This is a genomic window from Sphingopyxis sp. (assembly GCF_035565275.1).
Lineage (GTDB): Bacteria > Pseudomonadota > Alphaproteobacteria > Sphingomonadales > Sphingomonadaceae > Sphingopyxis.
Map to the genome: position 1 here is coordinate 1 of NZ_DATMST010000340.1, position 14667 is coordinate 14667.

Genomic DNA, 14667 nt, shown 5'->3' on the forward strand with positions numbered 1-14667 from the left:
GCTGAACGGCGCCACGATTCCCACCGACCTGGCGCGCGGCCTGCGCACCACCGCCGCGCATTCGACACTGACGCTGGGCGACAGCAATTCGACCGCGATCCTTCCCAACGGCTCGCTCGGCAAGGGTGTGACCGAGGTCGAACTCGACCGCCGCGAAACGCCGCAGGGCAGCCGGGTCGAGATGAGTCACGACGGCTATGCGCGCCGCCACGGGCTGATCCACCGCCGCCTGCTGATCCTCTCCCCCAACGGGCGCGAACTGCGCGGCGAGGACATGCTGCTCCCCGCCCCGCGCACGCGGCGCAAGGGCGACAAGGGCTTCACGCTGCGCTTCCACCTCGGGCGCAATATTTCGGCCAGCCTGACCGCCGACAAACTCGGTGCACTTCTGCGCGTGGGCGGCGGTCCGCTGTGGCAGTTCCGCACCTCCGAAGGCACCTTGCAGGTCGAACAAAGCCTGTGGGTCGACGGCGAAGGCCGGCCGCACCCGACCGAACAGCTCGTCGTCGCCGGTATCGCGCCCGCGGGCGGGGCGAGTATCGGGTGGATCTTCAAGCATATCGGTTGATCAGCGGCGCACGAGGTTCTGCAGCGCCGGGGTGATGGCGGGCTCGGGGTGGATTTGAGGCGTACATGCCTGACCGTCGCACCCGTGATGTTACAAAATATACGATCGCACCGATTTTCCCGAAACCCGAATTGCGGCGGATTCCGGGTGCTTGACCGACACCGCTTTCCTTCTGTTTCATTAGTGTGACAGCTGCGTAACACAGCGGTCACAGACCCCTGCCAGTGCGCCCCTCGACTCGCCGGAAGCCAACGGGAACCGGCGAACTTCTTGCACTTCTCGGGGGATTTCATGCACCTGCTTCGTACCGTCCGCTCGCGCATCCTGCTCGGCACCTGCCTTTCGCTCGCTGCCACGCTTCCCACTGCCGCTTATGCCGGCGACCTGACCGGCACCGTTACCGACGCGACCGACACGCGCGCGCTGCAGGGCGCGCAGCTGCGCATCGTCGAACTGGGCCGCGTGGCGGAAGCCGACCGCGACGGCACCTTTCGTTTCAGCAATATTCCGGCCGGCACCTATACGATCGAGGCCCGTTATGTCGGCGCCGAGGTCCGGACGATGACCGTCGACATTCCCGAAACCGGCAACGCTAGGGTGAACATCGTCCTTGGCACCGACGGATCGATCCTCGTGCTCGGCCAGTCGGCTAACCAGGCGAGCGCGCTGTCGCGTCAGCGCGCAGCTGACGGCATCGAAAGCGTGCTGACCCGCGACGCGGTCGGCCAGTTCCCCGACCAGAATGTCGCCGAATCGCTGCGCCGCCTGCCCGGCGTCAACATCCTCAACGACCAGGGCGAAGGCCGCTTCGTCTCGGTCCGCGGTCTCGACCCCGAACTCAATGCGACCTCGGTGAACGGCGTGCGCCTGCCGGCGCCCGAAAGCGACGTCCGCTCGGTCGCGCTCGACGTGATTTCGAGCGACAGCATCGAATCGATCGAAGTCAAGAAGTCGCTGACCCCCGACATGGACGCCGACACGATCGGCGCGTCGATCGAAATCAATACGACCAGCGCCTTCGAGCGCCGCAAGAATTTGCTGACCGCGAAGATCGAGGGCAGCTACAACGACTATTCGGAGAAGCTGACGCCGAAGGGCAGCATCGATTTCTCGCAGCGGCTGGGCGACAATGTCGGCGTATCGGGCGGCATTTCCTATTATCAGCGCAAGTTCGAAACCGACAATGTCGAGGCCGACGGCTGGAATGTGACCGACGACGGCCTGATCACGACCGAAGAGGTCAATTATCGCGACTATGACGTCGAGCGGAAGCGCCTGTCGGCCAACCTGAACTTCGATTTCCGCCTCGGTTCGTCGACCAAGCTTTATGCCCGCGGCATTTACAGCCAGTTCGACGACCAGGAATATCGCCGCGAAACCAGCTTCAAGCTCGAGGATGCCGGCGAGCTGTCGGGCAGCGGCGCCGACGTCGTCTATAGCGACGCCGACGGCGAGCTTTCGGTCCAGCGTTCGCTGAAGGACCGGTTCGAGCGCCAGCGCATCCGCAGCCTCGTGCTCGGCGGCGAAACCGACAGCGACGGCTGGCACGCCAAATATTCGGTCAGCTACGCCAAGTCGACCGAGCGCGAAAATGGTTCGATCGACCCCGCGAACTTCGAACGGACGTTCGAGGACGAAGGCCTCGACCTCGGCCTCGACTTCGCCGATCCGCGGCGGCCGCACTACACCGTCGGCGGCAGCGCCGGCGCGATCGCCGATTTCTCCGATCCGTCGCAATATGAGCTCGACAGCGTCCAGATCACCGGCCTGTCCGACTCGCGCGACGAGGAATGGGGCGCCAAGCTCGACCTTGCGCGCGAATTCGCGATGGATAGCGGCACCTTCACCGTCCAGGCGGGCGCCAAGGGCCGCTGGCGCGACAAGAGCTACAATCTCGAAACGCAATATTGGGAAATGGACGGGCTGACGATGGCCGACCTCGTCGGCAACCAGACCTATCGCATCACCGATATCTCGCCGGTGCTGGGCAAGAAGGGCGTGCGCAGCTTCTTCAACGCGAACCGCGGCGATTTCGAGCTCAACGAACTCGACTCGCTGTTCGATTCGTCGGTCGAGGATTATTCGGTGAGCGAAGATGTCATGGCCAGCTATCTGCTCGGCCGCTGGGACAGCGATACGCTCCGCGTGATCGGCGGCGTACGCTACGAACACACGAAGAACGACATCCGCGCCAACACCGTCACGCTGATCGAGGAAGGCGGCGACCTGCCCGACGGGTCGGAAGCGGACGAGGACACCGTGATCAGCACGCCCAACCAGTTCAAGCGCAATTACGACCACTGGTTGCCCAGCCTGACGATCCGCTGGGAGCCGCAGCAGAATCTCGTGCTGCGCGCCGCGGGTTACAAGAGCCTGGTGCGGCCCAAGCTGTCGAAGCTCGCGCCGCGCTTCACCATCGAGCAGAACGACGACAACGAGCGCGAGGGCGAATTCGGCAACCCCGACCTTAAGCCGTACGAGGCATGGAATTTCGACGCCGGCGTCGAATATTATCTGCCGAACAACGGTGCGCTGTCGGCGGGCGTCTTCTACAAGGATATCAAGAATTTCATCGTCGACACCAACCTCGAGGATGCGGGCCAATATAACGGCATCGCGTTCGACGAGGCGACGATCCCGATCAACGGCGACAGCGCGAAAATCTGGGGCCTCGAGCTCAGCTACACGCAGGCGCTGCGCTTCCTGCCCGCACCGTTCGACGGGTTCCTTGTGAACGCGAACTACACCTACACCGACGCAACCGGAAAGGTGCCGACCGACGGCGACATCGGCGACCTGCGGAAGATCAATCTGCCGGCCGCTTCGAAACACACCTTCAATGCGGCGCTGGGTTACGAGAAGGGCCCGGTCTCGCTGCGCCTTGCCGGCACCTATCGCTCGAAATATCTCGACGAGCTTGGCGACACCGCGGCGGAAGACCGGATCATCGACAATCATTTCCAGCTCGATCTTTCGGCGAAATATGACGTCACCAGGCAGGTTCAGGTCTTTTACGAGTGGGTGAACATCAACAACGCGAAATATTATGCGTACAACAATGTCGGCGCCCGCCAGAATCTGCTGCAGTTCGAGCAATATAAGTGGACGATGAAGTTCGGCGCGCGGGTGAAGTTCTGATGCGCTGCCGTTTTGCCCTGCTGCCGCTGGCTGCAGGGCTGGCTATCGGGGGTTCGTCGCTACCCGCGCATGCACAGGAAGGCGGCGGACCGGTCCCGCGTTCGCCCGGCCTTCCCTATGCGCCGAAAAACCTCCCCGACCGCATCGTGCTCACGCCGGGCGCCGACCCGGCGCGCGAGATGGCGGTCGCTTTTCGCACTGACACCGCGCAGGCCGCCTCGCAGGCCCAGCTCGCGGTGTCGGTCGATGGACCGACGCTCGAGGAAAAGGCAGTGCTGATCACCGGCAAGGCCATGCCGGTGGACAGCAGTTACGGCCCTGCGCTCTACCATCAGGTCCGCTTCACCGGCCTCGCGCCGGACACCGCCTATGCCTACCGCGTCAAGGGCGCGGCGGGCTGGAGCGAATGGTATCAGTTCCGCACTGCGGCGGCCGAGGCGAAGCCCTTTCGCTTCCTTTATCTCGGCGATGTCCAGAACGGCATCCTCACCTATGCGAGCCGTGTGATCCGGCAGGCGTTCCACGCCAATGGCGACATCCGCCTCGTCGTCCACGCCGGCGACCTCGTCGCGCAGCGCGACGACCTCGACCATGACGACGAATGGGGCGAGTGGAATCAGGCGGGAGGCTATAATTATGCGATCGTCCCGCAGGTGCCCGCGGCCGGGAATCATGAATATGTCGATGTCCCGAAACGCGACGGCAGCGAAAGCCGCAAGCTCGGGCCCTATTGGCCCGCGCAATTCGCGCTGCCGTCGAACGGCGCCGCCCCGGTCAGGGCGACGACCTATTACACCGATTATCAGGGCGTGCGCTTCATCGTCCTCGACGGCACCGCCGCGATCGACCTCGGGTCGATGAAGGCGCAGACCGACTGGCTCGACGCCACGCTCGCCTCGTCGAAGGCGAACTGGAATGTCGTGCTGTTCCACCAGCCGGTGTTCACCTGCGCGCGTCCAAACGATACAAAGGAAATCAAGGCGGCATGGAAGCCGGTGTTCGAAAAACGCAAGGTCGACCTCGTGCTACAGGGCCACGACCATTGCTATAGCCGGCTGACCGGCGAAGCCGGCCGCGAGGCGAGCGCCAGCGCGCGCGCCGACGGCAGCGTCCAGGGTCCGGTCTATCTGGTGTCGGTGACGGGTTCGAAGATGTATCGCCTCAACGACCGGGCGCCGAACCAGCCCGACAAGATCGCCGAGGCGACCGAACTCTATCAGATCGTCGATGTCGAGCCGAAGCGGCTCCGGTTCCGTACCTATAGCGCGTCGGGCAAGCTGTACGACGGCTTCAATCTCGACCGCACGGCGGGCGGCAATCGCCTCACCGAAATCGACGAGCCGACGCTTGCCACGCGCACCTGCGCGGGCGAAGTCGGCCCCGACGGCGGGCGCTGCGTCGCGACGGGCAAATAGGGAGAACAGGGGTAATATGATGAACCGGATTTCCACCTTGCTCGCCTCTGCGACGCTCGCTGCGACCGTCGCGGGCTGCGTCGCAAGCGAACCCGTATTCACCGGCCTGCCGCCGGTGCAAGTCACCGCGAGCGGCGAAACCGCGCCCGTCGGCACGGGCAAGGCCGACGCCGCCGACGATCCCGCGATCTGGATCGACCCCGCCAATCCGGACCGCGCGCTGATCGTCGCCACCGACAAGAAGGCGGGCCTCCACGTCTATGACCTGGCCGGCAAGGATATCGCCTTCACCCAGGCGGGTCTCGTCAACAATGTCGACGTCGCGGGCAACATCATCGTCGCAAGCGACCGCAACGACGGCGTGAACGCGCATCTTGCGGTGTTCCGTCTTGACGCCGACAAGCCCGCTGTTACCGCACTCGGCCGTGCGGCGGCGGGCACCGGCGAAGCCTATGGCCTCTGCCTCAAAAAAACCGCGCCCGGCGCGCCGGTCACCGCAGCGCTGATCGTCAAGGACGGCACGGTGCGCGTCGGCACGCTTTCGGTCGATGGCGCGCCAAGCTTCATGGTCCAATGGGAATACAAGATCCCGACCCAGTCCGAAGGCTGCGTCTTCGACGGCGACACGCTCTATGTGGGCGAGGAAGACGCCGGCATCTGGGAACTGAAGCCCAATGGCAACACCGCCACCACACGCCTCGTTGCGCCGGTGGACAACCGGCGCCTCGTCGCCGACGTCGAAGGCCTTGCGACGATCGATCACAAGGGTGAGCGCTACCTGCTCGCGTCGAGCCAGGGCGACAACGCGTATGCCGTGTTCCGCCTGCCGGGCGTGGACTATGTCGGGCGCTTTGCCGTCGCCGCAGGCACATTCGGCGCGACGAGCGAGACCGACGGGATCGAAGCGGTCGCGGGCAATTTCGGCCCCGCCTTCCCCGACGGCATCTTCCTCGCGCAGGATGGGGATAACGCCCCCAAGGCGCAGAATTTCAAGCTGGTGCGCTGGGACCAGATCGCGGCGGCATTGGGGCTCTAAAAAGGGGCGGAAGGGTTGCGATAGCGGCCCCACCCGCCTAGGGGGGCCGCGTCTTTCCCATCCTGCAAAGGCCGCCCTTTCCATGACCGACCTGATTCCCGTCCGCCGCGCCCTCCTGTCCGTCAGCGACAAGGCGGGGCTCGCCGACCTTGCCGCCGCGCTCGTCCGCCACGGCGTCGAACTCGTATCGACCGGCGGCACCGCCAAGGCGCTGCGCGAAGCGGGCCACACCGTCCTCGACGTTTCGGACCTCACCGGCTTTCCCGAGATGATGGACGGCCGCGTCAAGACGCTGCACCCCACCGTCCACGGCGGCATCCTCGCGGTGCGCGACGATGCGGCGCATGTCGCATCGATGGAGGAGCATGGCATCGGCGCGATCGATCTGGTGGTGGTCAACCTCTATCCCTTTCTGCAGACCGTCATGAGCGGTGCCGACCGCGACACGATCATCGAGAATATCGACATTGGCGGCCCTGCGATGGTGCGCTCGTCGGCGAAGAACCATGCGTTCGTCGGCATCGTTACCGAGCCCGAGGATTATGTAGCGGTAATCGAAGAGATGGAAGCCAATGACGGCGCCACCACGCTGGCGCTGCGCAAGCGACTTGCCGCGACGGCTTTCGCGCACACCGCGACCTATGACGGCACGATTGCCCGCTGGTTCGCGATCGCCGATCAAGGCCGGACGTTCCCCGAAACATTGCCGCTGACCGCCAAGCTGTCGGCCGAACTGCGCTATGGCGAAAACCCGCACCAGCAGGCCGCGCTCTATATCCCCGCCGTGCCCGGACCGCGCGGCATTGCAGGCGCCGAACAGGTGCAGGGCAAGGAACTCAGCTACAACAATATCAACGACGCCGATGCGGCACTCGAGCTGGTCGCCGAATTCCGCGAGGCCGATCCGACCTGCGTGATCGTCAAGCACGCCAATCCGTGCGGCGTCGCGAGTGCCGCGACGATCGCCCAGGCCTATGACGCGGCGCTCAAGTGTGACGATGTCTCGGCCTTCGGCGGGATCATCGCGGTCAACCGGCCGCTCGACGGACCGACGGCCGAAGCGATTAGCGGCATCTTCACCGAGGTCGTCTGCGCGCCCGACGCCGACGCCGATGCGCGCGCGGTGTTCGCGAAGAAGAAAAACCTCCGCCTGCTGCTCACCGGCGAACTGCCCGATCCGGCGCGCGGCGGGCTGATGATAAAGACGATCGCCGGCGGCTGGCTCGCGCAGAGCCGCGACAATGGCCGCATCACCCGCGCCGACCTGAAGGTCGTCACCGACCGCGCGCCGACCGAGGAAGAACTCGCAGACGCGCTGTTCGCATGGACGATCGCCAAGCATGTGAAGTCGAACGCGATCGTCTACGCCAAGGGCGGATCGACCGCGGGCATCGGCGCGGGGCAGATGAACCGCCGCGACAGCGCGCGCATCGCCGCGGTGAAGGCACGCGAAGCCGCCGAGAGCCACGGGTGGGCCGAGGCGCGCACCGTCGGCAGCGCGGTCGCGAGCGATGCCTTCTTCCCGTTCGCCGACGGCTTGCTCACCGCAGTCGAGGCGGGCGCGACCTGCGTCATCCAGCCGGGCGGATCGATCCGCGACGACGAAGTGATCGCGGCGGCGAACGAAGCGGGCCTCGCGATGGTGTTCACCGGGATGCGCCATTTCCGGCATTAACCGACCCGATTCTCCGTTCGTGTCGGGCGAAGTCAAGACACCCCGAAGGCAAGGGCGACTGATGGGTGTCTCGACTTCGCTCGACACGAACGGCATAGGGAGGCTGTGGTCATCCTGACCCGGTACCAAGGACCAGCATGACCGCCACCACTCGCAAGCCGTCGATCATCACGCGCCTGTACAACTGGACGATGGAGAAATCGGCGCATCCGCATGCCGAGTTCTGGCTGGCGCTGGTATCTTTTGTCGAAGCGAGCTTTTTCCCGATCCCGCCGCACCCGCTGCTCGGGCTGATGTGCCTCGCCAATCCGAAAAAGGCGGTGCGCTATGCGGTCATCTGCACGCTCGCGTCGGTCGCGGGCGGTATGCTCGGCTACGGGATAGGCTTCTTTCTCTATGAAAGCGTCGGACTGTGGCTGCTCGGCGTGCTCGGACTGACCGATGCCTTCCCGCCGGCCGCCTGTTATTTGCGCGAATTCGGTGCGGAGATCATCTTGATCAAGGGTGCGACGCCGATCCCGTTCAAGCTGCTGACGATCACCGCCGGCTTCATCCACATGAATTTCTGGACCTTCCTGTGGGCGAGCCTTGCCAGCCGGGCCTTTTCCTTCATGCTTGTCGGCATATTGTTCCGACTGTTCGGGGCGCCGATCAAGGCGTTCATCGACAAATATCTGATCTGGGTCACTGGCGCGTTTCTGGTCGCCGTGGTCGCGGGTTTCCTCGCGATCGGCGCGCTGTCCGGCGACGGCAAGTCCAAGGAAGCCGACGAGTGCAGCGGCGCGACGCTGGAAAGCATCGGGCTGGACCGGAAGTAAGCAGACGACGCGGACGCGAATTAGACTAACGCCCGCTACATCGTCACCCCAGACTTGATCCGGGGTCCATTTACGCCAGCGTCGGGCCCACGGATCCCGGATCAAGTCCGGGGTAACGAAACAAGAAGAATCCGCTTCTCTGCGAGGCCTACTCGTTAGCCGCCGTATGCAGCCAGTCGGCATGGCGCGGCGCCTTTTTGGTCTGGCTCCACTCTTCGAGCATCAGCGGCGCGACGCGTTTCAGTTCGGCATATTGCTCGTCGGTGCCGATGTCGCACGCGAGTTCGACGCGGTGGCCGTTGGGGTCGAAGAAATAGATCGACTTGAAGATGCCGTGGTGCGTCGGGCCGAGCACGTCGACGCCTTCGCTTTCCAGATGCGCCTTCGCGGCAACCAGTTCGTCGAAGCTGCCGACCTTGAACGCCAGATGCTGGACCCATGCCGGGGTATTCTCGTCGCGCCCCATGACAGGCTGGTTCGGCAGCTCGAAGAACGCGAGGATGTTGCCGTTCCCCGCGTCGAGGAAGACGTGCATATAGGGGTCATATTCGCCGGTCGACGGCACATGATCCTCGGCGAACGCGGTCGTGTAGGTCATGCCGAGCATGCGCTCGTACCAATCGACCGTTTCCTTCGCGTCCTTGCAGCGATAGGCGGCGTGGTGGACGCCGCCCAATTTGATCGGGCTCCTCATTCGGCTGGTTCCTCGACGTTCAGGGCTCCGCGGCGAATCTGGTCCATTTCCATCGATTTGAACAGCGCCGTAAAATTGCCCTCGCCAAAGCCTTCATCCTTCTTGCGCTGGATGAATTCAAAGAAGACCGGGCCGATCACGGTCTGACCGAAAATCTGGAGCAGCAGGCGCGGGTCGCCTTCGGTGGTCGAGCCGTCGAGCAATATGCCGCGCGACTGGAGACCCTCGACCGACTCGCCATGGCCCGGGAGGCGCTCTTCGAGCATCTCGTAATAGGTCGCCGGCGGCGACGGCGCGAACGGGTTGCCGAGCGCCTTCAATTTGTCCCATGCGGCGTAGAGATCGTCGCAGCTGAACGCGATATGCTGGATGCCCTCGCCATTATAGGCACGCAGATACTCCTCGATCTGGCCCTTGCCGCCCGCGCCCTCTTCATTGAGTGGAATGCGGATCTTGCCGTCGGGGGCGGTCATCGCCTTCGAGGTCAGGCCGGTATATTCACCCTTGATGTCGAAATAGCGGATCTCGCGAAAGCCCGCGATGCGCTCATAGAACGCCGCCCAATGCGCCATCCGGCCGCCGTAGACATTGTGCGTCAGATGATCGATCAACTGCATCCCCGCACCGACCGGGTGGCGATCGACGCCCTCTTCATAGATGAAGTCGATGTCGTAGATGCTGAGGTCGTCGCCGTAACGGTCGATCAGATAGATGATCGAGCCGCCGATGCCGCGGATCGCGGGCAGGCGGAGTTCCATCGGGCCGGGATTGACCTCGACCGGCTCGGCGCCGCGTTCGATCGCTTCGTTATAGGCTTTCGCGGCGTCGCGGACACGCCAGCCCATGCCGCACGCTGACGGGCCATGCTCGGCGGCGAAATAGGCCGCGGCCGATTTGGGTTCGTAATTGGCGATCAGGTTGATGCCGCCCTGACGCCACAACTGGACGTCCTTCGAGCGGTGATGCGCGATCTGGGCAAAGCCCATCGCCTCGAACACGGGTTCGAGAATGCCCTTCTCCGGCGCCGAAAATTCGACGAATTCGAAGCCGTCGAGGCCCAGCGGATTTTCGAAGAGGTCGGCCATGATCGCAATCCCATCTGGTTTCAATTGTAACTATTATGATGGATCGAGGTCATCGAGTCAATGCAGGCCGATCCATGACGAAGCTGCCGCGATTGGCTGGCCCCCGGATCAAGTCCGGGGTGACGATGAAGGGACGGATAATCTAGGCCGCCGCGGTCTCGAACGCTTCCAGCGCCTCGCTCGCCGCGACCCAGCGCGCTTCGGCGGCTTCCTGCGCGGCGACGATCTTGCCGCGCCGCTGCGACAGCTCGCTCATCGTCAGGCCCTTATACTCGTTCGCGGCGCCCTGCGGGTCGAACATCGCGCGATCGATCGCGGAGAGGATGACCTGATATTTGGCGAGGTCGGCCTCGGCATCCGAGACGCCCTTCTTGATCTTCGCCGCCGCCTCGCGCGCCGCGGCGGCGGCCTTGCGATCTTCCTTGCGGTCGGCCTTCGACGCCCTTTCCTTCGCCGGTGCGCCCTTGCCGAGGATGTAGGCGACATAATCGTCCATGCTGCCGTCGAAATCGCGCGCGGTACCGTCGTCGACGAGGACGAGCCGGTCGGCGGTGAGTTCGAGCATGTGGCGGTCGTGGCTGACGATCAGCACCGCGCCGTCGAAGCCGTTGAGCGCCTGCACCAGTGCCTCGCGCGCATCGACATCGAGGTGGTTGGTCGGCTCGTCGAGGATGAGCAGGTGCGGTGCGTCGCGCGTGATCAGCGCGAGCGCGAGCCGCGCACGCTCGCCGCCCGACAGCTTGCCGACCTCGGTGGTCGCCTTGTTACCGGTGAAGCCGAAGCGTCCGAGCTGCGCGCGCACTGCGCCGGGCGTCTTGCCAGTCATCACGCGCGTCATATGGCCCAATGGCGTATCGCTGCCGTCGAGTTCTTCAACCTGATACTGGGTGAAATAACCGACGCGCATCTTGCCTGAGGCCGCCATCGCGCCGTCCATCGGCGTCAGCTGCGCCGCGAGCAGACGCGCGAGCGTCGTCTTGCCGTTGCCGTTGCGGCCGAGCAGCGCGATGCGATCGTCGGGATCGATGCGCAGGTTCAGCCGCGTCAGGATCGGCGCGCCGGGCGTATATCCGACGCTCGCAAGATCGAGCGTGATCAGCGGCGGCTTGAGCTCATCAGGGCTCGGAAAATCGAAGACGAGGCTGGGGTCCTCGGCGACCGCCGCGATCGGCTGCATGCGCGCGAGTTGCTTGGCGCGCGACTGCGCCTGCTTCGCGGTCGAGGCGCGCGCGCTGTTGCGTGCGACATAATCCTGCAGCTTGGCGCGCTGCGCATCCTGCGCGGCTTTCGCCGCAGCAAGTTGCGCGATCCGTTCGGCGCGTTGACGCTCGAAATCATTATAACCGCCGGGGTAGAGCGTCACCTTGCCGCCCTCGAGATGGAGGATGTGATCGACAACGTTGTTCAACAGGTCGCGCTCGTGGCTAATCACGACGAGCTGGCCGGGGTAAGCGCGCAGGAAGCTTTCGAGCCACATCGTCGCTTCGAGGTCGAGGTGGTTCGAAGGTTCGTCGAGCAGCAGCAGGTCGGGGTTCGAGAAGAGCAGCGCCGCAAGCGCAACGCGCATCTTCCACCCGCCCGAGAAACTGTCGAGCGGCTGGCCCTGCATCTCCTCGTCGAAACCCAGCCCGATCAGGATGCGCGCCGCGCGCGCGGGCGCGGTATAGGCGTCGATCGCGATCAGCCGCTCGTGAATGTCGCCCAGTTTGTCGGGGTCCTGTTCGACCTCGGACGCGGCGAGCAGTTCGGCGCGTTCGGTGTCGGCGGCGAGCACGGTGTCAAAAGGCGTCGCGATTCCGCTCGGCGCTTCCTGCGCGATATAGCCGACGCGGGTCTTGCGCGGCATTTCGATCCCGCCTTCGTCGGCTTCGAGCTGACCGATCATCACTTTCATCAGCGTCGATTTGCCCGCGCCGTTGCGGCCGATAAGCCCGGTGCGACTTTTGCCCGGCAGGCTTGCGCCTGCGCGATCGAGGATAGTGCGTCCGCCGAGGCGAACGGTGAGGCTATTGATCGTCAACATGGCGGCGCGCCTAGCATGACGGAGAGCGAAGCCCAAGCGGGTGAAACCGCTTTATCGCGCTTCCGCTAGTGCCCTCCGCCCATCGATATCTGCTTCGGCCGCGGCGCAAGCCACACCGACGCCGCGGCAATCACGAACACGACCCCCGACGCGAGGAACAGGTGAAGCACCCCGATCGTCGAGGCCTGCACCTCGACCAATCGCTCGATCGCACCGCGCGCCTGTTCGAGCGTCAGTCCGGCACTTTGCAGCGACGTCATCGTCGCTTCGGGATTGTTGAGCGACGACACCAGTTCCGACCGCGAAACCCGGCTCGCGTCATCCCATGCGGTCGTTGCGACAGCGGTACCGATCGCGCCGCACAGCGTGCGCAGGAAGCTCATCAGCCCTGCCGCCGAGGTTTGGTGCTGCGCGGGCACCGAGCTCAGCGCGAGCGCGGTCAGTCCGACGAAGAAGAAAGGCATGCCGATCCCCTGCAGGATATGCGGCAGCGCGAGCGTCCAATAGCCGACGTCGGCGTTCCAGCTCGCGCGCAGGATCGACATGAATGCCATCCAGAGAATACCCGCCGAGATGGTGATGCGCACATCGATCCTGGTGATCAGCCCCGCCGCGACGGGCGACAGCAGCACCGCGAACACGCCGAGCCAGGCGACAATGAAGCCCGTCTCGGTCGCCGTATAGCCCGCGACCTGCTGGAGCCATAGCGGTGTCAGCACCACCTGCGCAAAGAAGGCGCCGAAGCCGAGCGAGATCGCCATGGTCGCGAAACTGAAGCCGCGAAAGCGGAAGATGCGCAGGTTCACGACCGGATTGGCGTCGGTAAGTTCCCAGATCACGAAGGCAGCGAAGCTGATCGCGGCGACGACCGCAAGCCCGACGATCCACACCGATCCGAACCAGTCATGCTCGCGGCCGGTGTCGAGCATGATCTGGAACGCGCCGACCGATACGACGAGCAGGATCAGGCCGATCACGTCGATGCGTGCCTTTGCGCGCTTGGTCTCGAACGGCGAGAGCAGCGTGAATACGCCAAACGCGCAGATCGCGACGACGGGCAGGTTAATGAAGAAAATCCACGGCCAGGTCCAGTTGTCGCTGATCGTGCCGCCGAGGATCGGCCCGAGAATCGGCGCAGTAGTCGTTGTCATCGCCCAGATCGCAAGCCCGATCCCGGCCTTTTCCTTCGGGAAGATGCGCAGCAACAGGATCTGCGACAGCGGCATCAGCGGCCCGCCGGCGAGGCCCTGCAGCACGCGGAAGAGCACCAGCGCGTCAAGCGTACGCGAGACGCCGCAAAGGAAGGAGAAGATACCGAACCCGATGATCGAGATCATGAACCAGCGCACGGTGCCGAACCGCATCGCAAGCCAGCCGGTGAGCGGCACGCTGATCGCGTCAGCGACAGCATAGCTGGTGATCACCCATGTCCCCTGCGTCGGCGACACCGCGAGTCCGCCCGCGATATGCGGCACCGACACATTAGCGATCGTGGTGTCGAGCACCACGACGAAATTGGCGAGCGCCAGCGCGAAGGCCGCGACGATCAGCCGCGCACCGGTCAGCGGTTGCGGCTCGGCGGGGATTGCGGATGCGGGAGCGGCGGCGCTAGCCATTTCAGTTGCCGCGCGTGTCGATCGTGGCTTCCATCGAGAGGCCGACGCGCAGCGGGTGCGCCTTCAGCTCTTTCGGATCGAGCGCGATACGCACCGGCAGGCGTTGCACCACCTTCACCCAGTTACCCGTCGCATTCTGCGCGGGGATCAGCGAGAAGGCCGCACCGGTGCCGCCGGCGATACCGGTCACCTTGCCGCGATAGACGACATCGCCGCCATAATAGTCCGATACCAGCTCGACCGGCTGGCCGATACGGATGTCCTGGAACTGGCTTTCCTTGAAATTGGCGTCGACATAGGCGGTCGCGATCGGGACGAGTACCATGATCGGCGCGCCCGCGGCGATCCGCTGACCGACCTGCACCTGCCGGTTGGTAACGATGCCGTCGACGGGCGCGCGCAGCACGGTGCGCGCAAGATCGAGGCGCGCTTTTTCGAGCCGCGCTTCGGCGGCCGCTACGTCGGGTGCGGTGTTAATCGTCGTCCCGCGCACCACGGCTTCGGCGGCACCGAGGTCACCGCTTGCCGAGCCGCGGGTAGCTTCGGCCGAGGCAATGCCGGCAGCGGCAAGATCGCGCGCCGCCGAGGCCGAAGCGAGT

11 protein-coding genes are annotated in these 14667 nt (G+C 64.7%); 6 read left to right on the plus strand and 5 right to left on the minus strand.

Going from position 1 to position 14667, the window contains the following annotated elements; genetic code table 11:
- From VN047_RS22045 to VN047_RS22070, 6 genes are all read left to right on the plus strand, one after another.
- Positions 1-568, plus strand: a 568-nt coding sequence (locus VN047_RS22045; RefSeq protein ID WP_325546520.1) for a heparinase II/III-family protein, incomplete at its 5' end; no start/stop codon positions are given.
- Between the two features lie 291 nt (positions 569-859).
- Positions 860-3706, plus strand: a complete 2847-nt coding sequence (locus tag VN047_RS22050) for a TonB-dependent receptor (protein WP_325546522.1) — start codon at positions 860-862, stop codon at positions 3704-3706.
- Entirely contained in the window at positions 3706-5121 is a 1416-nt protein-coding gene (locus VN047_RS22055; RefSeq protein ID WP_325546524.1) for a metallophosphoesterase family protein, read from the plus strand. The genes VN047_RS22050 and VN047_RS22055 overlap by 1 nt, the downstream gene beginning before the upstream one ends.
- 19 nt (positions 5122-5140) lie before the next feature.
- Positions 5141-6157, plus strand: coding sequence for a phytase (locus tag VN047_RS22060; protein WP_325546526.1), 1017 nt, complete (start codon positions 5141-5143; stop codon positions 6155-6157).
- 82 nt (positions 6158-6239) lie between these two features.
- Positions 6240-7832, plus strand: a complete 1593-nt coding sequence (gene purH / locus VN047_RS22065) for a bifunctional phosphoribosylaminoimidazolecarboxamide formyltransferase/IMP cyclohydrolase (protein ID WP_325546528.1) — start codon at positions 6240-6242, stop codon at positions 7830-7832.
- A gap of 164 nt (positions 7833-7996) precedes the next feature.
- A complete protein-coding gene (locus VN047_RS22070) occupies positions 7997-8650 on the plus strand; it encodes a YqaA family protein (RefSeq protein ID WP_325546539.1) in 654 nt (217 codons plus the stop codon).
- A gap of 148 nt (positions 8651-8798) precedes the next feature.
- Here VN047_RS22070 and VN047_RS22075 read toward each other — a convergent pair whose 3' ends face one another.
- The 5 genes from VN047_RS22075 to VN047_RS22095 form a co-directional block, all read right to left on the minus strand.
- A complete protein-coding gene (locus VN047_RS22075; protein WP_325546530.1) occupies positions 8799-9344 on the minus strand; it encodes a VOC family protein in 546 nt (181 codons plus the stop codon).
- Complete coding sequence (gene hppD, locus VN047_RS22080; protein ID WP_325546532.1) at positions 9341-10429, minus strand: 4-hydroxyphenylpyruvate dioxygenase; 1089 nt, start codon at positions 10427-10429, stop codon at positions 9341-9343. The genes VN047_RS22075 and hppD overlap by 4 nt, the downstream gene beginning before the upstream one ends.
- 142 nt (positions 10430-10571) lie before the next feature.
- Positions 10572-12452 carry an ABC-F family ATP-binding cassette domain-containing protein gene (locus VN047_RS22085; protein WP_325546534.1) on the minus strand — a complete coding sequence of 627 codons (1881 nt, stop codon included), beginning with the start codon at positions 12450-12452 and terminating at the stop codon, positions 10572-10574.
- Between the two features lie 65 nt (positions 12453-12517).
- Entirely contained in the window at positions 12518-14068 is a 1551-nt protein-coding gene (locus tag VN047_RS22090) for a DHA2 family efflux MFS transporter permease subunit (RefSeq protein WP_325546536.1), read from the minus strand.
- A 1-nt stretch (position 14069) separates the two neighbouring features.
- Positions 14070-14667, minus strand: a 598-nt coding sequence (locus tag VN047_RS22095) for an HlyD family efflux transporter periplasmic adaptor subunit (RefSeq protein ID WP_325546538.1), incomplete at its 5' end; no start/stop codon positions are given.